At 38.4% G+C, this 21,134-nt stretch carries 16 protein-coding genes; 10 read left to right on the forward strand and 6 right to left on the reverse strand.

From position 1 onward, the window contains the following. Window positions 1–11: 11 nt before the first annotated feature. Window positions 12–2,420, forward strand: coding sequence for a phenylalanine--tRNA ligase subunit beta (gene pheT, locus MHB51_RS00955; RefSeq protein ID WP_342558788.1), 2,409 nt, complete (start codon window positions 12–14; stop codon window positions 2,418–2,420). Window positions 2,421–2,566: 146 nt separating this feature from the next. On the opposite strand, the gene MHB51_RS00960 is transcribed toward pheT, so the two are convergent. After that, window positions 2,567–3,049: a nucleoside-diphosphate sugar epimerase gene (locus tag MHB51_RS00960; protein WP_342558789.1), complete on the reverse strand. Its 483-nt coding sequence runs from the start codon at window positions 3,047–3,049 to the stop codon at window positions 2,567–2,569. 201 nt (window positions 3,050–3,250) lie between these two features. On the opposite strand from MHB51_RS00960, the gene MHB51_RS00965 reads away from it, so the two are divergent. Together MHB51_RS00965 and MHB51_RS00970 are read left to right on the forward strand one after the other, a co-directional pair. Next, the gene (locus MHB51_RS00965; protein WP_066162208.1) at window positions 3,251–3,787 is read left to right on the forward strand and encodes a hydrolase; all 537 of its coding nucleotides are present in this window, start codon (window positions 3,251–3,253) and stop codon (window positions 3,785–3,787) included. A gap of 103 nt (window positions 3,788–3,890) precedes the next feature. Beyond that, window positions 3,891–4,307: a VOC family protein gene (locus MHB51_RS00970; RefSeq protein WP_342558790.1), complete on the forward strand. Its 417-nt coding sequence runs from the start codon at window positions 3,891–3,893 to the stop codon at window positions 4,305–4,307. 286 nt (window positions 4,308–4,593) lie between these two features. Here the strand turns inward: MHB51_RS00970 and MHB51_RS00975 are convergent, their stop codons facing one another. Next, a complete protein-coding gene (locus tag MHB51_RS00975; protein ID WP_342472220.1) occupies window positions 4,594–5,784 on the reverse strand; it encodes a coenzyme F420-0:L-glutamate ligase in 1,191 nt (396 codons plus the stop codon). Window positions 5,785–6,004: 220 nt separating this feature from the next. Here MHB51_RS00975 and MHB51_RS00980 point away from each other — a divergent pair, with 220 nt between their 5' ends. From MHB51_RS00980 to MHB51_RS00990, 3 genes are all read left to right on the forward strand, one after another. After that, the gene (locus tag MHB51_RS00980) at window positions 6,005–6,910 is read left to right on the forward strand and encodes a LysR family transcriptional regulator (protein WP_342558791.1); all 906 of its coding nucleotides are present in this window, start codon (window positions 6,005–6,007) and stop codon (window positions 6,908–6,910) included. A 67-nt stretch (window positions 6,911–6,977) separates the two neighbouring features. Further along, window positions 6,978–8,471, forward strand: coding sequence for an SNF2-related protein (locus MHB51_RS00985; RefSeq protein ID WP_107942938.1), 1,494 nt, complete (start codon window positions 6,978–6,980; stop codon window positions 8,469–8,471). Between the two features lie 8 nt (window positions 8,472–8,479). Continuing rightward, window positions 8,480–9,247, forward strand: coding sequence for a YqhG family protein (locus MHB51_RS00990; RefSeq protein ID WP_342559452.1), 768 nt, complete (start codon window positions 8,480–8,482; stop codon window positions 9,245–9,247). 188 nt (window positions 9,248–9,435) lie between these two features. Here MHB51_RS00990 and MHB51_RS00995 read toward each other — a convergent pair whose 3' ends face one another. Continuing rightward, window positions 9,436–10,326, reverse strand: coding sequence for a TetR/AcrR family transcriptional regulator (locus MHB51_RS00995; RefSeq protein ID WP_066162225.1), 891 nt, complete (start codon window positions 10,324–10,326; stop codon window positions 9,436–9,438). A gap of 168 nt (window positions 10,327–10,494) precedes the next feature. Between MHB51_RS00995 and MHB51_RS01000 the strand changes: the two genes are divergently transcribed. Next, the gene (locus tag MHB51_RS01000; protein WP_066162229.1) at window positions 10,495–11,994 is read left to right on the forward strand and encodes a DHA2 family efflux MFS transporter permease subunit; all 1,500 of its coding nucleotides are present in this window, start codon (window positions 10,495–10,497) and stop codon (window positions 11,992–11,994) included. A 60-nt stretch (window positions 11,995–12,054) separates the two neighbouring features. Here MHB51_RS01000 and MHB51_RS01005 read toward each other — a convergent pair whose 3' ends face one another. The 3 genes from MHB51_RS01005 to MHB51_RS01015 all read right to left on the reverse strand — a co-directional run bounded on the left by MHB51_RS01005 (window position 12,055) and on the right by MHB51_RS01015 (window position 18,073). Beyond that, window positions 12,055–13,848, reverse strand: a complete 1,794-nt coding sequence (locus MHB51_RS01005; protein WP_066162234.1) for a M3 family oligoendopeptidase — start codon at window positions 13,846–13,848, stop codon at window positions 12,055–12,057. A 316-nt stretch (window positions 13,849–14,164) separates the two neighbouring features. Continuing rightward, window positions 14,165–15,097 carry a ribonuclease HIII gene (rnhC, locus tag MHB51_RS01010; RefSeq protein ID WP_342558792.1) on the reverse strand — a complete coding sequence of 311 codons (933 nt, stop codon included), beginning with the start codon at window positions 15,095–15,097 and terminating at the stop codon, window positions 14,165–14,167. A gap of 153 nt (window positions 15,098–15,250) precedes the next feature. Then, window positions 15,251–18,073: a tetratricopeptide repeat protein gene (locus tag MHB51_RS01015; RefSeq protein ID WP_342558793.1), complete on the reverse strand. Its 2,823-nt coding sequence runs from the start codon at window positions 18,071–18,073 to the stop codon at window positions 15,251–15,253. Between the two features lie 419 nt (window positions 18,074–18,492). On the opposite strand from MHB51_RS01015, the gene zapA reads away from it, so the two are divergent. From zapA to polX, 3 genes are all read left to right on the forward strand, one after another. Continuing rightward, entirely contained in the window at window positions 18,493–18,753 is a 261-nt protein-coding gene (gene zapA, locus MHB51_RS01020; RefSeq protein WP_066164329.1) for a cell division protein ZapA, read from the forward strand. 5 nt (window positions 18,754–18,758) lie between these two features. Then, complete coding sequence (locus MHB51_RS01025) at window positions 18,759–19,298, forward strand: CvpA family protein (RefSeq protein ID WP_066162246.1); 540 nt, start codon at window positions 18,759–18,761, stop codon at window positions 19,296–19,298. Between the two features lie 107 nt (window positions 19,299–19,405). Then, window positions 19,406–21,115 carry a DNA polymerase/3'-5' exonuclease PolX gene (gene polX / locus MHB51_RS01030; protein ID WP_342558794.1) on the forward strand — a complete coding sequence of 570 codons (1,710 nt, stop codon included), beginning with the start codon at window positions 19,406–19,408 and terminating at the stop codon, window positions 21,113–21,115. Window positions 21,116–21,134 lie beyond the last annotated feature (19 nt).

Genomic DNA, 21,134 nt, shown 5'->3' on the forward strand with positions numbered 1-21,134 from the left:
GGTGGAATAAGATGTTAGTATCATTAAAATGGCTTAGTCAATATGTTGATTTTTCAAACTTAGCACCTGCTGAGCTTGCAGAAAAAATTACGCGTTCAGGTATTGAGGTAGATGCCGTAATCGACCGCTCAAAAGGGATGACGAATGTAGTCGTTGGGCATGTTGTAGCAAAGGAAAAGCATCCTGAAGCAGACAAATTAAATATTTGCCAAGTTGATGTTGGTGAGGAAAGCTTACAGCAAATTATTTGCGGTGCACCAAATGTTGATGCTGGTCAAAAAGTGATTGTTGCTCGTCCCGGTGCACATTTACCGGGCGGCATTAAAATAAAGAAAGCGAAGCTGCGTGGTCAAGAGTCAAATGGTATGATTTGTTCTTTACAGGAACTAGGTATTGAAGGGCGACTTGTACCAAAAGCATATGCAGAAGGGATTTACGTTTTACCAGAGGATAGCGTGCCAGGAACGGATGCATTAGAGCTATTAGGCTTACGCGACACGGTGTTAGAGCTAGGTTTAACCGCAAACCGTTCAGACGCAATGTCGATGCTAGGCGTTGCTTATGAAGTAGCAGCCATTTTAGGGACTGATGTAAAATTACCAGAAATTACGTATGCTGAAGCAGCGGAAAAAGCTTCTGATGTCTTGCAACTTGAGGTGCAGGATACAACCGTTAACCCGTTGTATGCGGCAAAAGTGATTAGAAATATTAAAGTAGCACAATCACCATTGTGGTTACAGCAGTATTTAATGGCTGGTGGTATTCGTCCACATAATAATGTAGTCGATATTACAAACTATGTTTTATTAGAATATGGTCAACCGTTGCATGCCTTTGACTACGAACAGCTAGGGACGGGGAAAATCGTCACACGTCCAGCGTTAGCAGGCGAAAAAATGACGACTTTAGATGATACCGAGCGCACACTACAGCCGCATAATTATTTAATTACAAACGGTGAAGTGGCTGAGGCTGTTGCTGGGGTTATGGGCGGTGCCAAATCAGAGGTATCGGATAAAACCACAACAGTTGTTATCGAATCTGCTTATTTCCAAGGGGCATCTGTGCGCCGTACATCAAGAGATTTAGGCTTACGCTCAGACTCTTCAGCGCGTTTCGAAAAAGGTGTAGACCCAAATCGTGTATTACTTGCGGCAGAGCGCGCGGCTGCATTATTAGCCGAGCTAGCAGGTGGGGAAGTTTTAGAAGGGACAGTGCTTGTCGATGAGCTAGATAAAACACCAGCTCGCGTTGTCGTATCACCAGACTTTATTAATGCACGTCTTGGCATGAAAATCTCACTTGAGGATATGCTTGCCATTTTAAATCGCCTCCAATTCGGTGTAGAGGCAGCGAATGGCATGTTAATTGTTGATGTACCGACACGTCGCGGTGATATTACAATCGAAGAAGATATTGTAGAAGAAATTGCACGACTTTACGGATATGATGAAATTCCAATGACTTTACCACTTTCGGGAGAGCAAATAGGTGGCCTAACGCCGTATCAAGTGAAGCGCCGCATTGTACGTGATGTGATGGAAGGTGCGGGTCTGTATCAGGCGGTAACATATTCCCTGACTTCAGCAGCGGATGCACAAAAATTTGCATTGCAAAAAGAAGAAACAACGAAGCTATTAATGCCGATGAGTGAAGAGCATTCAACATTGCGTCAAAGCATATTGCCACATTTAATTGAGGCGGTAAGTCATAACGTAGCACGTCAAGTAAATGATGTAGCATTATACGAAATTGGCTCTGTTTTCCTTGGCAAAACGGAGCATGATTTGCCACATGAGGAAGAACATCTTGCATTTGTATTAACAGGTCGTTGGACAGATAACACATGGCAAGGTGAAAAAAAAGCAGTGGATTTCTTCGTAGCAAAAGGCATTGTGGAGGCATTATTGTCAAAATTAGGCTTGACTGCTGTAGTAAGCTATGAAAAAGCAATGTTAGAAGGCTTACACCCGGGGCGTACTGCGCATATTTTATTAAATGGAGAAATCATCGGTCTAATCGGCCAACTGCATCCCACTGAGCAGAAAAAAGCGGATTTAAAAGAAACATATGTAGTAGAAATGAAATTGGCTGCAATCTTAAATGCTGAAGTGGAGGAGCTTGTATATAGCCCTGTCCCACGTTACCCAAGCATTACACGCGACATTGCATTAGAATTAGACCGCGCAACACCTGCGGGCGAAATCGAAACAATCATTCGCGAAGCAGGCACTAAGCTTTTGAAAAACATTAAAGTGTTCGACGTATATCAAGGTGAAAAAGTAGCCGCAGACAAAAAATCTGTTGCCTTCTCGTTAACTTATTTTGACGCAGAACGCACATTAACAGATGAGGAAGTTGTAGCAGCACATAATAAAGTATTAAAGGCACTTGCAGCAGCAGGCGCAGAAGTACGTTAAAGCTAAAGAAGGCATATGAAATCCAATTGGACTTCATATGCCTACTTTTTAGTTTTATGAGCGAAAACAAGCTTTTTATGAGCGAATTTGTAGCGTTTGCGAGCGAATTTATTATGCTTATGAGCGAATTGCTGCTTTAGACCTGTTTAAAGTGCTTCATCAGCAGTTTTTGCGGGACTCGCGATACCGTAAAGAGCGCCCGAAATAGCACTTATCGTATGAATTAATAGAAATGTGTAATAGTTAATAAAAACTCGATTTGTATACTCATTTAATAATGGAAAGCCATAAATTTTTGAATTGGGGTCGCTCGTTGTGCCACCAAGTGACGCATATACCTCGTTTGTATATTGTATGGCATAATAGCTTGTAGCGATAACAAGCCCTACTCCTGCTATGAGTAAAATATTGCGTAGCATTTTATCTTGCGCTTGACGTGATAATTCAGTAGAAAAGCGAAATGTAATAAATAAACTTAATAAAAGAAACGGCGCAACAAGTGCAATACCGACAATACCTAAATTTCCATGCTTTATTGTATCTTCAGGTTGGAATGTAAAAAAATACTCAATCATCATCACACCGAATAAGGAAATGGCGATGCTAATGAGCCAGCTTCGTCTTAGCATATAGAAAATACCTCCTCACCATTACAACTATACATGGAATGGCATAGTCATTCAATGATGGAAATTGTTAAATAGAATAATAAGCTTTATAATTTATTATAATTCAGCAAGTGTCCAGCCACTTATTGAATCATAATAAGTATCTTGGCAAGAGTTAGCTGAGCGAGAATTAATACGAGGACGTAAAGGAGGAATTTACCGATGTTAAAAAAAGACGAGGTGGTACTTGTATTAATTGATATACAAGGTAAGCTTGCGGAAATTGTAGAAAATAGCGAGCATGTAATTCAGAATATTGTGAAAGCCGTTAAAGGGGCTAATGTATTGGAGCTACCGATTTTATGGCTTGAGCAATATCCAAAGGGCTTAGGGCCAACAGTCCCTGAGATTGCCAATGAAATAGATGGACAGCCGATTGAAAAAATAACATTTAGTGCTTATGATACAGAAGAGTTTCGTGTGAAGCTTGCAGCCACAGGACGTAAAAAAGTATTGCTTGCAGGCATTGAATCACATATTTGTGTGTATCAAACGGCAGCTCATTTACTTGCCAATGGCTATGAGGTAGAGGTTTTAGTGGATTGCGTTTCATCCCGCACAGGGGAAAACCGTCAATTAGGCATTGATAAAATGGTACAGTTAGGCGCACGTTTATCGAGTATCGAAATGGCTTTATTTGAAATGCAGCAAATTGCGAAGGGCGATGTATTTAAAGCAATTAGTGCAATCGTAAAATAATATTAAATTTCACTATAGAACATTTGTTCTTTCGGGTGTATAATAATTTTTGTAATACTGTATAAGCTAATACTAAAATTCAATTGAAAGAGGAGTGGCAAAGATGGCAATTAACGTATACTTAATTTTTGATGGGCAAACGCGTGAGGCAATGGAACTTTATAAGGACGCTTTTCAAACAAAGGAAACACAAATCATGACTTTTGGTGAAGGGCATCAAAATGATGAATATCCAATTCCAGAAGAAGCAAAAGATTTAATTATGCATGCTCGTATGCCAGTAATGGGTGTAGACTTAATGTTCTCTGATACATTCCCCGGTCACCCTTATACAGTAGGCAACAATGTAACACTTGCAGTTGTAACGAATGATGAAGCACAATTACGCCATGCTTTTGATGTATTAAAGCGTGAAGGAAACGTTCAAATGGAGCTACAAGAAACTTTTTGGAGCAAATGCTACGGCAGCTTAACAGATAAATTTGGCGTGGAATGGCAGTTCAATTATGAACAAGTATAAAAGGGCACTAGAAAGGCAGTGCGGTTGCCTGTTTTTGTTAGTGTTTCATTAAGGAGTTTACTCGTTAAAGTAGAAGAGTGCCTTCTTTGAAAATGAGGAAAAGCGAGTTTCCACTATGCTTTGCACTTTGCTAAAGGTCTCTTTCACAGCGAGGCAAACACCGCCAAAACTAATCTTTATCCCTTTTAAATAAAGCACCTGTTTTAAAATACAGGCATACATCTTAAAAAAACCAAACGAAAGCGTCCACAAAGTCGGCAACTGCACGGCTTTATGGACGCTCTTCCTATTTTGTATAATTATCGAAATAACCTTGGATATAAACCATTGGTGTACCTTTATCGCCAGAGCCTGATGTTAAATCTGATAGCGAGCCAATTAAGTCTGTTAGCTTACGAGGAGTCGTACCTTGTGCAGCCATTTGACCTGTTAAGTCATCACCTTTATTTGTGATATATTCGGAAATTGCAGCTTTTAACTCTTCACCACGTAAATTCGCAAAGTCGTTGTCAGCTAAATATTTTAATTTTACTTCGTTCGGTGTACCTTCAAGCCCCTTTGTATAAGCTGGTGAGACAACAGGGTCAGCTAGCTCCCAAATTTTCCCCACAGGGTCTTTAAAGGCACCGTCACCATAAACCATTACTTCAATTGTTTTGCCCGTTGCTTCTTTGATTTTTGCTTGAATATTATCAACGATAGGTTGGCAATTGTGTGGGAACAGTTTTACTGTGTCCTCCGTTGCTTTATTAGAGCCGAGTAAGCCATATTCTGGGTTAAAGCCTGAGCCATCGATTGATTCAGCTAAAATATTATCCAAAGTAAAGATTTTTTCTACCCCGTTGTTTACTAATGTACGTTTTGTGCGGAAGCGTGTGTGAATATCACATGCTAATACATTTTTGGTATAGTCCAAAATTGTTTTTGGATTGTTTGAAAAAATAACTTCGCACGCTGCACCTTCAGCTTCAATTAATTCTTTATAATATTCAATATAGTCTACACCTGTAAATGTATGCTTTTTATAGCCAAAATGCTCACGGAATTCAGCTTCTGATAATGTATCTGTCCATGGGTTTACCCCTTTAACATCTAATTCATCAATATCAACTAAATGATTACCCACTTCATCTGATGGGTAGCTTAACATAAGGACAACTTTTTTTGCTCCTCTTGCAATACCACGTAAGCAGTTCGCAAAGCGATTGCGTGAAAGAATAGGAAAAATGACACCGACTGTATCGTCACCGAATTTTGCAGCAATATCTTTTGCGATATGATCGACGCTTGCATAATTTCCTTGTGCGCGTGCTACAACCGATTCTGTAACAGTTATAATATCTTTATCTTCAATTGAATAGCCTTCTATTTTGGCTGCGTTTAGCACTGTATCTACAACGATTTGTTCGATATTGTCACCTTCATTAATAATAGGACCACGAAGGCCTCGTACAACTGTTCCAACTACACGTTCCATAGTATCTCTCCTAACATCTTCATCAATTAACACTTGTCTAAATTTTTTTGCGGTCCATTTTTATAATATTTACCGCAAATTCATCTTCATTCAGTAAGTTTTCAATAATTTTATCTACTAGCTACTGACTTAAAGATAAAAACCACATTGTTTACTATACAACAACGATGTGTTATAAGTAAAATTAATAATAATTATAGGGAGTATAAGTAAAACTAATATGATTGGGAAATTAGATTATTATCGTATTTTTAATATTGTAAGTCAAAATAAAAGCTTTTCCAAAGCGGCAGAGGAGCTATTTATGACACAATCTGCTGTCAGCCAAGCTATTTTAAAATTAGAAAAGGAGCTAGCAACACCTCTTTTTCATCGTACCCCAAAAGGCGTTATTTTAACAGACGAGGGGCAAGTATTACATGAATATGTGCAATCAGCGCTCGGTATTTTACATGCTGGTGAGGATAAGCTATTAGAATTTAAACATTTGACAACAGGTCAGCTACGAATTGGTGTAGGAGATACAATTTCCCGCTATTTTTTGCTACCTTATTTAGAAATGTTTCATTTGAAATATCCCGGTGTCAGACTTAAAGTATTAAACGGCACAACATCGGAAATACGCGATTTTATAAGGGCGGGAGAAGCGGATGTAGGCGTTTGTAATTTACCTCTTCGCGATGAACAATTACAGGTACAGCCATGCAAGCAAATTCACGATATTTTTGTTTGTGGGGAAAAATATAAAAATTTAACGAAAAAGCCGATTGCCTTGCCGCAATTAATGAAAATGCCGCTTATTTTTCTTGGAAAAAAGGCTAACTCTCGCAATTATGTCGAGCAATATTTAAAGGAGCAAGGCTATCATTTGACGCCTGAATTCGAGCTTGGCTCACATGATTTATTGCTTCAATTTGCACAAATCAATTTAGGAATTGCTTGTGTGACAAAGGAGTTTGCATTGGAGTATTTGGAGAAGGGACTGTTATATGAAGTGCCATTACAGCAGCCGCTACCTGAGCGAAGTATTGGTATTTGTCACTTAAAATCAGTGCCACTCTCAAGAGCTGCTCAAAAATTTAGTGAGCTTATTAATCCAACAGCATTTTTACCTCACAGGCAATGAGCCTACTAATGAATAAAATCTATTTTTTTGAACAACCTACAAGCAATTGAATGCTGAGGTGGTCAATATGAAAATCGAACAAACTAATGTTTGGCAGGAAGGATTTGAAAAGCGATTAAACGGAGAGCTGCCTTGGCAAAGCTGGGCGCTTTATAAAATGAACTACGAGATGACCGAGGCCCGTTTAATTTCAAATTTCTCGGGCTTGCAATGTGTAAAATATTTGCCGATGCTCTCACCGTTACAACATCAAATCAAGGCTGCGACAACCGTTATTGAAGAAATGCATGGTAAAGCCATTTTAGCTGATGAAGTAGGGCTGGGAAAAACGATTGAAGCAGGCCTAATCCTAAAGGAATATATGGTTCGTGGTCTTGTGCAAAAGACCCTTATTTTAGCACCTGCCTCATTGATTACACAGTGGGTGGAGGAATTAACAGGAAAGTTTCATATTCCTGCTATCGCATATAATAAAAAATACGGGCTCGAGCATTGTAGTGTTGTTGTGATGAGCATGGATACCGCTAAAAAAAGTCCGCATAAGGAACGAATCTATGAGCAAAATTATGACATGATTATTATTGATGAGGCACATAAATTAAAAAATCATAAAACGCAAATTTATGAATTTGTTCAAAGTTTGAAAAAGAAATTTTGCCTATTACTAACCGCTACACCGATTCAAAATAATATTTTTGAATTATTTTATTTAATCTCTTTATTAAAGCCCGGCCATTTAGGGAGCTATGAGGCATTTCAAGCTACCTTTTCTGCAAAAAAGCACTCGGTTTCGCAAAATGAATTTTTGCAGGAGCTTGTTCACCAAGTGATGGTGCGAAATAGGCGTGAAAATACAAATATTGAATGGACGAAGCGCCATGTGCAAATTATACCGATTCATTTTTCTTCTGAGGAACGAGAGTTATATGAGCAAATTAGCAATTTACCATTACCAAACCCAATTACTCGTTTAACCTTGCAAAAGGAGCTTTGTAGTAGTAGGGAAGCAGTCTATGAAACATTATCGAAAATGCCACAGCAAACGGAAGAACAGCAAAAAATTCTTGATTGCTTACAGCAATTAAACACGCATTCTAAGGCACAAAAAACAGCACAATTAATTAAGCAAATAAACAATAAAGTAATTATTTTTACAGAATACCGCGCAACGCAGCTTTATTTACAAGCATTTTTATATGAGCAGGGGATTACCGCTGTTCTCTTTAACGGAAAGTATAAAAAAAGCAAGCGTGATTATATGAAGCATTTATTTAAAGAACATGCACAAGTGCTAATTGCTACAGAAGCTGGTGGAGAAGGTATCAATTTGCAGTTTTGTAGTCATGTGATTAACTACGACTTACCATGGAATCCAATGAAGCTTGAACAACGCATTGGTCGTGTCCATCGTTTAGGGCAAACGGAAGATGTTGAAATTTATAATTTTGCTGTTGAAGAAACAATTGAGCAGCATATTTTGGCACTACTTTATACAAAAATTGATGTATTTGAACAAGTAGTTGGAGAATTAGATGCGATATTAACGAACAGGAGTGGGTAGTGATTGCTATGGATTCGCAGCAGATTAATCAATTTTTAAATGATTTTTTTACGGAAACAGGCTGTGACGTTGTGTGGCAAAATGATACGTTCAATATTCAGCTAACAATTGAAATGGATAAAAAGATAATGAATCGCCCTTTCTACTGGCAATATATCGAAGCAACAAATAGCGAGCCAAATCCAGCGCGGCTACAGTTGACAACTAGCATGCAGGAGCAGGGGGAGAGAGTGCATTTTGGCTCTCCAAGACTTCAGCAGTTATATCTTGTAACAGATGAGCTAGGTGCATATGTAGAAATGTATGAAAGTATAGATACATCAGCAGCACAAACTTTTTTAACTCCTTGGCTCGCAGTGAATTATAAAATAGCATATTGCTGTGATTGTACGAAGGAAATGCTTTATTCATTTGGTTTGAATTTAATGACGGGGGAATTGCTGCTTGATTTTCACAGGTTACTCATACAAAAGGATTTATCTGTAACGAAACCTATGAATGGCTTTTGTGTAAAACATATTATTGCGCCACTAAGGGGACTAAAGCGTATACAGGCTGCAATGGAGGAAATAATTTTACAAGATAATCATTCTTGGGCAGATGAGGCAATGATTAAATGGCAGCGGGAACAACGCGTACTAGATTATTTTTATAATGGTCTTGAAGAAAAGCCTGAAATATATAATATAGAACAGCAGGCTTTACGGGAGCGCTATGAGGCAAAAATTAAAATAGATATTGTAAATGGTGGTTTGTTTTATTTGAGAAACGTCTGAAGAGAGTGCTTTACACACTTTTCAGACGTTTCATTTTATCCCGTATTAACAGGCTGTAAGATCCCACTTCAAAACAGCAAAAAAATTAAGATGTTTAAATGGGGAATTCAACAGCCTGTAAAAATCCGATTGGTGAAATTACCAATCAGTGGGGGATGAGAAGAACCCCCACTGATTGAAGGTTCACTTTATGCCTTTTCTACAGAATTGATTAAAAATGAGATTTTATAGGACAATTCGATTGCTTCAGCCTCATGACTAGTATTTTTAAATGCGGCGCGATAGGCTTGCAGCATCGCATGAATAACGTGTTTTCTTAGTGAGTGTTGTGCTAATTCTTCAATTAGAAAAGCAGTTAGCTCATTGCCCGTTGCGTTTGTTTTAGGCTCTAATTGTTTAGCGAATCCTTGAAGTTGCTGTAAAACATTTTCTTTTGTTATTACAGGCTGTGTCGCATTATTATATAGCAGCTGCAATACGTCGATGCCCAGCATAACATCGTTTGTTTTTTGCATTGTCGGTAGCAGTGCTTGTACATATTCAAGCCCTTTTCGAACAAGTCGCTCTAAATCAGCAGATGAGCGATGGGCGCTGCGCCAAACCATTGCAAAATAATGAGTAATACCAAAAAATACGATGGCACATTCAAAAGCGTATGGTCTTGTTTCTTCACCAAAAACATTTGCAAATCGCTCTGTAAGCCACTTAATTTCATGGAAGCGATGCTGCTGCATACCTTTCTTTAATTCGGGATTGCTGGATTGGAAGATACCTTCAAACAATGTCATTAAATTATTTTCCTCATGAAGCTTTAAAGGAACAATAATTTGTTCGATGAGAACGTCAATATCTTGCTCATCGCGAGTCGCAAGCAATTCATAGCGACGAAGCTGTGCCGTATAGCGAAGTTGCTCTAAAATAGCTAAGAAGCATTCATTTTTAGAGGCAAAATAATTATAAAATGTACCTTTTGAAATATTTGCGTGCTCAATAATATCTTGAATCGATGTTTGGTGGAAGCCCTTTTCAACAAAAAGCTGTAATGAAGCATCGATAATTTTCCTTTTTCTCGTATTCATAATTGTTCATTTCCTTTGATTTTATACTATCATTCTATCTTTAAAATGCTTATAGTTCAATGTTTTTAAACTTTGAGTGAAAAATAGTTGCGAATTTTGGACTGTGAGTATAAAATAGGTCAAGTGAAACTTCGAAATATGAAATAATAAACAGAAGGGGTTTTAAATATGACAGCAGAAACAGCAAAAAAGCCACCGTATTTAATGATTGCAATTTTATTTATTGGAACATTTGTTGCCTTTTTAAATAACACTTTATTAAATATTGCGTTACCGTCAATTATGGTGGATTTAAAAATTGAAAACTATTCCACTGTTCAATGGCTTTCAACAGGCTATATGTTAGTAAGTGGGATATTAGTACCAGCATCCGCTTTTTTAATTACAAAATTTAAAAATAGAACTATTTTCATTGCATCGATGGGATTGTTTTTATTAGGTACAGTAATGGCAGCATTTGCGCCGAGTTTTGGTATATTAATTGCTGGGCGTATGGTACAAGCGGCAGGCGCTGCGACAATGTCACCACTATTAATGAATATTATGTTAATTAGCTTCCCGATTGAAAAGCGTGGGACAGCGATGGGGTTATTTGGTCTAGTGATGTTTGCAGCACCTGCAATTGGCCCGACATTATCAGGATGGATTGTTGAGCATTATAATTGGCGTGTGCTTTTTGAAATGATTATTCCTTTTGCGGCTATTAGCCTAGTACTAGGAATATGGAAGTTGCGCAACATCATGCCAACACGTGAAGTTACCATTGATTATTTATCATTAGTGTTATCAACAATTGGTTTTGGAGGCTTATTATACGGCTTTAGTATGGCTGGCTCAAAGGGCTGGGGAGAGCTTGAAGTATATGGCACAATTATTTTAGGTGTAATTGGTTTCATAACTTTTGTCGCGCGTCAGCTAAAATTAGAAGAGCCTTTATTAGACTTACACATTTATAAGTATCCGATGTTTGCTCTATCATCTGTTATTTCGATGGTAATGTCTGTAGCGATGTTTTCAGGAATGATTTTAACGCCTGCTTATGTTCAAACTGTGCGCGGTATTTCGCCATTTGATGCAGGGCTGATGATGCTACCGGGTGCTATTGTTATGGGGCTGATGTCACCGATTACAGGAAGACTGTTTGATAAATATGGTCCTCGCATGATTGCAACGCTAGGATTGATTATTATGACGGTTTCAACATTTTATTTATCGAAGCTGTCGTTAGATTCTTCTTATGCTTATATTATTACTGTTTATACAGTGCGCTCATTCGGTATGTCACTTGTGATGATGCCGATTATGACGAATGGTTTAAATCAAATTCCAATGAAAATGAATCCGCACGGTACAGCGATTAATAACACTGCACAGCAAGTGACTGGTGCAATTGGTACAGCTGTATTCGTAACAATTATGAATGCACATACAAAAACACGTGCAGCCGAATTGGTAGCTGAGGCGCAAGAACAAGCAACAGCTAGCGGCATCCAGCCAACAGAAAGTCAAATTGCTGAAATGACAGCCCAAATTGGTCAGGCTGCAATGCTTGATGGCATTAACTTCACATTTTTTGTGGCAACAATCGTTTCATTTATTGCACTCATTCTTACATTTTTTGTTAAACGTGTGGATGTTACACAGCGAGAAGGATATGAAGGTAAATAAAAATAAAGGCAAAGTCGGCGAACGACTTTGCCTTTATTTTTTACCATTTGAAGTGTTACATTATTGCGCTGTTAATGCGATAAATTCTTCAACATCCTTTTCACAAAGTGCGATTCCTTTTAACCAGAAATCACGCTTTGTAATGTCTTCACCTAAATGCTTCATTGCTAAATCTTCTACAGTCATTACGGCTGTATCACGTAGTAGCGCAATATATTTTTCTTCGAATCCCATACCTTCTTCTTTCGCCTTTGCATAAATGCTTAGTGAGAATAGGTAACCGAATGTGTATGGGAAGTTATAGAATGGCACACCTGTAATAAAGAAGTGTAGCTTTGTCGCCCAGAAATGTGGGTGTGTTTCACCAAGACCGCCTGCATGTGCCTCACGTTGTGCCTCTTCCATTAATTCATTTAAACGTTTCGAAGACACAACACCTTTTTTACGCTCCTCATAGAAGCGAGTTTCAAACAGGAAACGTGCATGGATATTCATAAAGAATGCCACAGAGCGTTGTACTTTATCTTCAAGTAAAGCGATTTTTTCCTCTTTTGTGCTAGCTTCTTCAACGGCTGCGTCTGCAACAATCATTTCCGCAAATGTTGAAGCTGTTTCTGCTACGTTCATCGCGTAGCCTGTGTTTAATGGGTGAACAGGGCGTAAAGCATAGCTATGGAATGCATGACCAAGCTCGTGTGCTAATGTTGCTACATTAGACATTGAACCGGAATACGTCATGAAAATACGCGATTGTTGTGCTAACGGGAAGCCTGTGCAGAAGCCACCTGGCTTTTTATTATCACGGTCCTCCGCTTCAATCCAGCCATCTTCAAATGCAGTACGTGAAAATGCTTCTAACTCTGCACCGAAGCGACCAAAATGTTTTAAAATGAAGGCAGCACCTTCTTGATAATCCATTTTTGCTGTTGCCTCTGTTACTGGTGCATCAAAGTCGTACCAATTTAATTTTTCATCGCCAAGCATTTTTGCTTTATGTGTTAAATAGCGTGCGAAGATTTCCTTGCGCTCGCTAATGGCACCCCACATTGCATCAAGCGTTTCTTCCTTCATACGATTAATTGTTAAAGGCTCTTTTAATACATTATCCCAACCACGCTTTTTGTAAACGCTTAAACGGAAGCCTGCTAAATGGTTTAATGTTTTAGCGAAAAATTCCTCACGCTCTGTAAATACTTTTTCAATCGCTTCAAAGGCAGCTTTACGCACCTTAGGGTCTTTGTGTGAGCTTAAGTTATTCGCTTGACCAACAGAAAGCGATTTCACTTCGCCGTCCACTTCAACTTCCACGCGAATATCGCTAATTAATAGGTCATACATTTCGCCCCAAGACCTGTAACCATCTACTGTTAAAGAAGAAATAAGTGCTTCTTCCTCCTCAGATAGCGATTCTTTTGAAGCGTCGCGCCATTCCGTTAAAATGAAAGCAAATGGAGCAAGCTCCTCCGTCGCAACTAATTGTGCAAATGTATTTTCTTTGATTTGACCTACTAGCTGTCGTAGCTTTTCATATGATGGCGCAACCTCTGCATAGAGTGCAGAAATTTTACCTAAAAGCAACATTGCTTCGCGGTCTTTAATATTTTGAGCGTTTAAACAAGATAAAAATGCACCTGCTTGCCCCATATGCTGGCGTACATCCTTCACTTTATCAATTGCCTCAAGTAACCCTGCAGTTTCCGATGCTGTTTGCGGTACAGCAAGTTTACTTACAAATTGCTGTAAGCCCTGTACTAAGGCCGCCGTTTTTTCTAAATGTGCAGCAAATTGTGAAGAACTGCTACCCCCTTCAAAAAATACGTCTAAATCCCATACCTCTGGATAATTCGTTGTCATGAAAAAACCTCCTAAAAACAAATTCTTTTCTATTTTACAAAAATTCCGAACTTATTTCACGCTTTTTTTTTCGAATTTCGAAATAATTTTCAAATGAAGAAGAAAAATTAGCTAATAAAAAGTTAAAAAGACGCGCGATTGCGCCTTTCTAACTTCTTTCAGTGGGTGATTGACAAAAGGAGCTCAGTCTAAGTACACAACGACTGAGCAACATCGTGTTCGGCGGATGTGAAGGGAGGTTTGCGATTGATGTATGTCGGGACGGTTTTAGGTTGTCCGCTCAAAAGCAATTACACCGAAGTATAATTGAGATGATTCATAAATTCTTTCTTTTTTGAAGAAGCCTGCATGCTTTTTCTGTATTAGCAAAATGCCATTTAGATATGGAGTGCAGTGTTTCTTCACCTTTACTTAGCCAAATTTTCGCAGCCATTTCATCGACTTTACTGCTGGCCCCTTTTTGTAGTGTGAATCCAACAAGCTCACTTAATCGGTCCATCTCCTTTAAAAAAGCATAACGAGCTAAAATGGAGGCAGTAGCAACCGCGACATGCAAATTTTCTGCCTTTGTAGAAAATAGTACATTATCGCGAATGATTTCTTGCTCACGCTGAATATGACGATAATAGGTAGCTCTTTCAGCAAACTGGTCGATTAAAATATATTGTGGTTGCTCTGGAGCGATTTTTTTTAAAACATGCCTAATTGCTTGATTGTGCAATAATGCCTTCATTTTTCCTTGGGAATAGCCTTTCGCTTGTAATGTATTATATTTATCATTACGTAGTGTTAAAATACTGTGCGCACAAACCTTCATTAAATCTGGTGCAATTTTCCGCATGAAATCATCTGTTAACAATTTAGAATCCTTCACACCAAGCTCCTGCACAAGAGGAATTTTATCCACTGGGACATAAACAGCCGCTACTGTAATAGGTCCAAAATAATCGCCTGTACCTGTTTCATCTGAGCCGATAACGGATAAAGTAGCAAAGTTTTTCGGTAGCGCATCTCCCTTTGAGGCGATGCCTTTTTCACTTACCTCGGCAGTACCCCAGCGAGCAGCCTCGCGCTCTGCACCATCCCCCTGAAACATTACCTTGCCAGATTTATACACCGTAATCGCTGTATCTGCTAGTTTCGCAGCAAAAACAACACCCGGTGCATTACGTATTACTTTATTCGTAGCATAAAAGCTTTGCACTTCTTGTAGCTTGTCATTTGTTAATAGTAAAACAATATTTGTCATTCCTTCGTTCCCTTCTATGCTCGCTATTTTTATAGCGTGTTTACAAAATATTTATCTGCTTCTCAAAGCGTATCTTAATAGTAAATTAAGAGATTTTCCCAAAAGCAAGCGATGCGTTGCTTTTGATATGCTGCCTTTAGGGAATTTTATTTTTTAATGAAGTAGATGATTTGCTGAGTCGATAACGGAGAATTCCTTTAAGCGTTGCTTCACCTCATTGACAATTTGTTCGTTGAAGCCGCTCAGTTCATCTATTTTTTCAAGCTTTTCCTCTACAGTTAAGCGCGGATTTGTTAATAAAATCCATTGTAATAAATCATCAATTGCATGCTCTGTCTCAAAATAACGGTGGTAATAAATATATGCTCGTTCTAAATAGCTCTTGGCGTGTTGAGCGTTTAACTTTATGCTTTTGGTAAATGAAGCAAATGCCTCATCATATTGCTCCAACTTTTCATAAACTAAGCCAAGATTATAATGAGCATCCCCATTTTCTGAATCAAGCTCTAGGTAGCTTTTTGCATCCTCTAAAGCCTCCTCATACTGTTTTAGCATGAAATGCAGAAGCCCTCTTAACCAATAGAGTTGGGGGTTTTTCGCGTCAATATCTAAACCGCTTGTACATACAGTGATTGCTGTTTCATATTCTTCAAGCTTCATTAAACAGCTCGCACGCTTCTCGTAGAGCCAAATTTCATGTGGGCTAATTTGTTGTGCTGAAGCAAAAGCAGCACTCGCATGTTCCCATAATTCTGTTTCAAAAAAGATATGCCCAAGGGCAATATGATAATAATCCTCTTCCTTTAATTCTGCATCAAGCTCATTTGCCCTGTTTATATCTTCCAATGCCTCATCATAATTGCCTATACAAAAACTTGCATAGCTACGTTTCATATATACGTTTGCTGATTCCTTTAACTGTATTGCGGCTGTATAGGCTTCAATTGCTGCCTCATATTCATTTGCGTCGACAAAAATGGCCCCTCTTTGGATAAAATTTAAGTCATCATCATTCTCAAGTACAATTAATTCGTTGCTAACTTGGAGTGCTTCCTCCAAATTACTTAAGTGATGGTATGCTTCTGTCAGCCAAAAGAGAGAGGTAGGGGATGAAGAAAACGACTCATGAAGCTTAAGTAAAATTTCCTTCACCTCGTCATAGCGTTCTTGTTCACGATAAAATCGTGCAAGTCCATAATATGGCTCTTCTGTATTATGTCCAATTTCAAATGCCTTTCTGAGAATTTTTTCTGCTTCCTCAAGCTCATTATAGGTAGTATATATTTCAGCTAACCTTATATAGAGCCAAATTCTGTTTGGATTTAGACGAATTGCAGTTGAAAACATAATCGCCGCCTTCCAATTACCTTGTGCAGCGTAGATTTGCCCTAATAAAATATAATATTCGGCGTCCTCGTCTAAATCTTTATTTAAGCTTAATGCTTCCTGTAAATCTGTAAGAGCTTCTTCGTAGCATTCTATTTTATAATAGGCAAATGCGCGCTTCATTCTTGCCTCACTTTCGTCATTGAGCGCAATTGCCTGACTGTATGCTTCAACAGCTTCCTCAAAACGCTGTAGCTCATCAAGAATTTTTCCGCGTTGAATAAAGTTTACAGTATCATCATCTTCAATATCCAATAAATTACTATTGATATTAATTGCTTCTTCGTATCGTTGTAAACGATAGTAATAATCAGCTAACCAATAGATTGCGATTGGATATGCAGGGAATTTTTCGTTTAGAGTAACTAAAATGCGTAAAGCTTCCTCTTCATTGTTTTGGGCCTGATAAAGTCGTGCCCATTCAAAGTATGGTTCTGATGATTCAGCATTGATTAAAATCGCTTTTTTTAACATGTCCTCAGCATACGACCATAAACCGACATAACGATAAAGGCGCGCTAATGGTAAATGAAAGTCAAAGTGGTTGCGAATAGAGTCGCGCAGCTTCGTATACGCAGAATAATTATAGTTTGCACGTTCAAGAAAAGCGGAAAGGCCTTTATCTTGCTCTGCTTCAAATTGCAGTAAGAGCTCTCTGCCTTTTTCTAAGCTAATAATTGCCTTTTCGAGTTCGCCTAGCTCTTCAAATGAAAGACCAAGCTCTAAATAATAATGGGGGAGGGCACGATTCCAGTCCTCGACTAAGTATTGCAAAATATTTGCAGCCTCTTTATAATCCTGCATATCCACATAAGCGCGGGCAAGTTCATAATAAGTGGAGAATTGCGAATGGTCATCCTCGCGCTTAATCGTTTCATTGAAATCAGTTATCGCATCCTCATAATTTTGTAGCGCACTTTTCGCTAATCCACGATTATACCAATATAAGCTAGTTTCAGGGCTTAAACGAATCGCTTCATCTAAATCAAGAAGCGCATCCTCGTTCTTGTCAATTTCAAACAGTATATTTGCACGCTTCGAATGGGCGTATGCTGATTTAGCTTTTTCAATAACGAGTGTAAGTAGCTCAATCACCTCAGATGTGAATTCAAACTCCTCATAAAGAAAATGAATTGCATCGATTAGCTCCTCCTCGATATTGATGTCATTTGCATCAATTGTAAGAGCAGTTGCAAGGGTATTTCTTGCCTCCTTGTGGTTATTTAGCTTTATAAGAAGCAGTGCTCGATAGACATAAAGAAAAATAAGCTGTTTATGCTCACCATCTAGAAATTGTGCAATCGCTTTTTCGGTAATTGTAGCTGCTACTTCAAGCTCCTCGGCCATTGTGTGGAAATAAGCTTTATATATGTATGCCATTGAAACGCTGCTTTGTTCAATAAGGCCGTTTATAATTTTGTAAGCTTCTTTTGGCTCCTGAAGCTTGTATAATAGTTTTGCCACGAGGATTTTGTCATCATCGTTTAATTTATTGATACCGATTTTGCGAAAATGCTTTACTGCTTCAATAAGCTCGCCGTTTTCGTAATAGAGATGAGCGAGTTCAAGCTGTTCTGTTTTTTTAGTCATTGTTATTAAACTCTCCTTAATGAAATATATAATGGTAGATTTATTAGTTATAATATCATCATTCAACAAAATTTTATATTTTTTCCAGTCGCGATAAATTGTCACTATCCACGCAGCTAAAACATATTCTCCCGCGGTTACTCGTAGCAGGGAATATAGCTGAGCTAAGTTAAATATATCATTTGGCGTGATTCCAAAGCACAACAAAACCTCTAAAATATTGACACAACTGCATTTCTGTCAGTCTATTGTTGTATTATACAATGTAAAAATGGTATGATATGTAGTATGAAAATTGCAGAAAATCGAACAGGAATTGCATTATGCCATCTAAATTAATGCTTCAAACGATACTGTATGAAGCGAGATTCATTATTGGCTACCTGCTGGCGTTGCCTATGCTTTTGGGAGGAATTACTTTGGCTGAACAAGAAAAAAATCGAATTTCAGTTGAAATTTATGGTCGTACATATAAAATGGTTGGTACGGAATCGACGGGGCATATGCGATTAGTTGCTTCCATTGTAGACGATAAAATGCGTCAAATAAGTGCACATAATCCAACATTAGATAGCACCAGACTAGCAGTACTTACAGCGGTTAATTCTGTACATGAATTATTACAACTGAAAGCGCAAGTCGAGGCGCTTGAAGAAGAAGTGAAAAGGTTAAAGGGTTGAAGTAAATGCTAGATATTATTTTATTAATCGTATTATTACTAAGTTGTATTATTGGTGCGAAGCGTGGATTTATCGTTCAAATCATTCATTTAGGAAGCTTTTTAATTGCGCTTATTGTAGCCTATATTTATTATAAACCACTAGCGCAAAAATTTGTGCTATGGGTTCCATATCCGGGCTTCACAGAAGATGCGACGATGACATTAGTGCTAGATACATTAGATGTGGATCGTACGTTTTATCGCGTTATTGCTTTTGCACTTATTTTCTTTATCGTGAAATTAATTTTACAAATTATCGGTTCAATGTTTGATTTTTTAACGTATTTGCCAATACTCGGTCCAATCAATCGTTTATTAGGTGCAATATTAGGCTTCATCGAATTTTATTTCATTATTTTTATTGCGCTTTATGTTTTTGCATTATTGCCATTGGAAGTAATCCAAAATGTGCTGAATAAATCGATTTTAACTGGATTAATTCTTGAGCATACACCAGTAGTAACGCAAATGTTCCAAAACTGGTGGTATATTTACACACAATGATATGTTGATATTCGTTCAATTGATAATGACAAAAGGTGAAATAACACTTGCTAAGGGTGGAGCCTCTCTCGACAAATGAGGGAGGCTTTTCTTAAGGAGAGAGAAGCATGAACAAAAAAATAATTATTCGTACGCTTGAAAAAATAGCATTATATTTAGAGCTGCAGGGAGAAAATCCGTTTAAGGTATCGGCATTTCGCAAAGCAGCAGCTGCGCTAGAAACGGATGAGCGCAGCTTGAGTGAAATAGACGATATTACAGCAATTAAAGGGATTGGCAAAGGAACAGCGGCTGTTATCGAGGATTTACTGGAAAATGGCCGGTCTACTGTTTTGCAGGAGCTAGAGCAGGCAGTACCAAAAGGGTTAATTCCTCTAATGAAAGTGCCGGGCTTAGGGGGGAAGAAGCTAGCGAAGCTATATCAAGAGTTAGGCATTACTGATGCCCAGTCATTGCTACAGGCATGTGAAGCAGGACAGGTGCAAGCATTAGCGGGCTTTGGAGCGAAAACGGAGGAAAAAATAAAAAAAGAACTTGAGAATTTTGGCTCTCGCGCAGAAAGATTGCCAATTTGGCAGCTTGAACCTGTCGTACTTGAAATAAATGAATTGCTAGAAAACATTGCCGAGGTGGAACGATTTTCAGTTGCTGGTAGCTATAGACGTACGAATGAAACAAGTAAGGATGTTGACTTCATTGTTGCAACATCATCACCTGTAGCGGTGCGAGAGGCTATTTTAGCTCAGCTCGTTATTTTAGAAGTTGTTGCGGCAGGAGAAACGAAGGTTTCTGTTATATTGGACCGTGACGAGCCCGTTAGTGTCGACTTTAGGCTTGTGAGTATGAAGGAATATGCAACAGCCTTGCATCATTTTACAGGCTCTAAGGACCATAATGTACGCATGCGTCAACTTGCAAAATCGCAAGGGAAAAAGATTAGTGAGTATGGGGTGGAGCAGTCCGATGGCACAATCGAAACATTTAGCTCAGAGCAGGAATTTTTTGCACACTTTAATTTACCTTTTATTCCACCTGCTGTACGTGAAAATGGCAAGGAATTGGAGCGCTTAGAGGAGCTAGAGCAATTAGTACAATTACCGCATATTGTAGCGGATTTACACTTGCATACGACATGGTCTGACGGTGCACATTCCGTTACAGAAATGGGACAGGCTTTAGTCGAAAAGGGCTATCAATATGCGGTTGTTACAGATCATTCACAATATTTAAAGGTGGCGAATGGTCTTACACCAGAGCGTTTAACAAAACAAAAGACCGAAATTGAGCAATTTAATGCTGAGCACTCAAATTTCCGTTTATTTAAAGGGACTGAGATGGATATATTGCCAGATGCGACATTGGATTTCTCGGATGATGTGTTGCGTGAGTTGGATTTTGTCATTGCTTCCATTCATTCAAGCTTTACACAGTCGCAAAGTAAAATTATGGAGAGACTTTATACTGCAATTACAAATCCATATGTCCATATGATTGCACATCCAACAGGTCGTATCGTAGGACAGCGTGGCGGTTATAATCCTAATATTCCTCAGCTAATAGATTGGGCTGCAGAGCACGGTAAAATACTTGAATTAAATGCTAACCCATACCGTTTAGATTTATGTATTGAGCATTTACAGCTAGCGACGGAGAAAAATGTACCGATTGCTATTAATACAGATGCCCATGCAATCGAGCATTTACGCTTTATGGAAATCGGCGTTCAATATGCACAAAAGGCATGGCTCAAAAAGGAATTAATCGTTAATACATGGTCAATCGAACAATTTGAAGCATTTATTCACCGTCATAAATAAGGTAAAAATTTAATTGAGA

Origin of the sequence: Metasolibacillus sp. FSL K6-0083 (assembly GCF_038630865.1) — a bacterium.
GTDB classification, from domain to species: domain Bacteria; phylum Bacillota; class Bacilli; order Bacillales_A; family Planococcaceae; genus Metasolibacillus; species Metasolibacillus fluoroglycofenilyticus.

Bases quoted from the DNA above. Each gene is read 5' to 3' on its own strand.
- MHB51_RS00985 (WP_107942938.1), top strand. From the start codon at position 6,978: ATGAAAATCGAACAAACTAATGTTTGGCAGGAAGGATTTGAAAAGCGA.
- MHB51_RS00965 (WP_066162208.1), top strand. From the start codon at position 3,251: ATGTTAAAAAAAGACGAGGTGGTACTTGTATTAATTGATATACAAGGT.
- MHB51_RS00990 (WP_342559452.1), top strand. From the start codon at position 8,480: ATGGATTCGCAGCAGATTAATCAATTTTTAAATGATTTTTTTACGGAA.
- MHB51_RS00980 (WP_342558791.1), top strand. From the start codon at position 6,005: ATGATTGGGAAATTAGATTATTATCGTATTTTTAATATTGTAAGTCAA.
- MHB51_RS00995 (WP_066162225.1), bottom strand. From the start codon at position 10,326: ATGAATACGAGAAAAAGGAAAATTATCGATGCTTCATTACAGCTTTTT.
- MHB51_RS01025 (WP_066162246.1), top strand. From the start codon at position 18,759: ATGCTAGATATTATTTTATTAATCGTATTATTACTAAGTTGTATTATT.
- MHB51_RS00960 (WP_342558789.1), bottom strand. From the start codon at position 3,049: ATGCTAAGACGAAGCTGGCTCATTAGCATCGCCATTTCCTTATTCGGT.
- MHB51_RS01000 (WP_066162229.1), top strand. From the start codon at position 10,495: ATGACAGCAGAAACAGCAAAAAAGCCACCGTATTTAATGATTGCAATT.
- pheT (WP_342558788.1), top strand. From the start codon at position 12: ATGTTAGTATCATTAAAATGGCTTAGTCAATATGTTGATTTTTCAAAC.
- polX (WP_342558794.1), top strand. From the start codon at position 19,406: ATGAACAAAAAAATAATTATTCGTACGCTTGAAAAAATAGCATTATAT.
- rnhC (WP_342558792.1), bottom strand. From the start codon at position 15,097: ATGACAAATATTGTTTTACTATTAACAAATGACAAGCTACAAGAAGTG.
- MHB51_RS00970 (WP_342558790.1), top strand. From the start codon at position 3,891: ATGGCAATTAACGTATACTTAATTTTTGATGGGCAAACGCGTGAGGCA.
- MHB51_RS00975 (WP_342472220.1), bottom strand. From the start codon at position 5,784: ATGGAACGTGTAGTTGGAACAGTTGTACGAGGCCTTCGTGGTCCTATT.
- MHB51_RS01005 (WP_066162234.1), bottom strand. From the start codon at position 13,848: ATGACAACGAATTATCCAGAGGTATGGGATTTAGACGTATTTTTTGAA.
- MHB51_RS01015 (WP_342558793.1), bottom strand. From the start codon at position 18,073: ATGACTAAAAAAACAGAACAGCTTGAACTCGCTCATCTCTATTACGAA.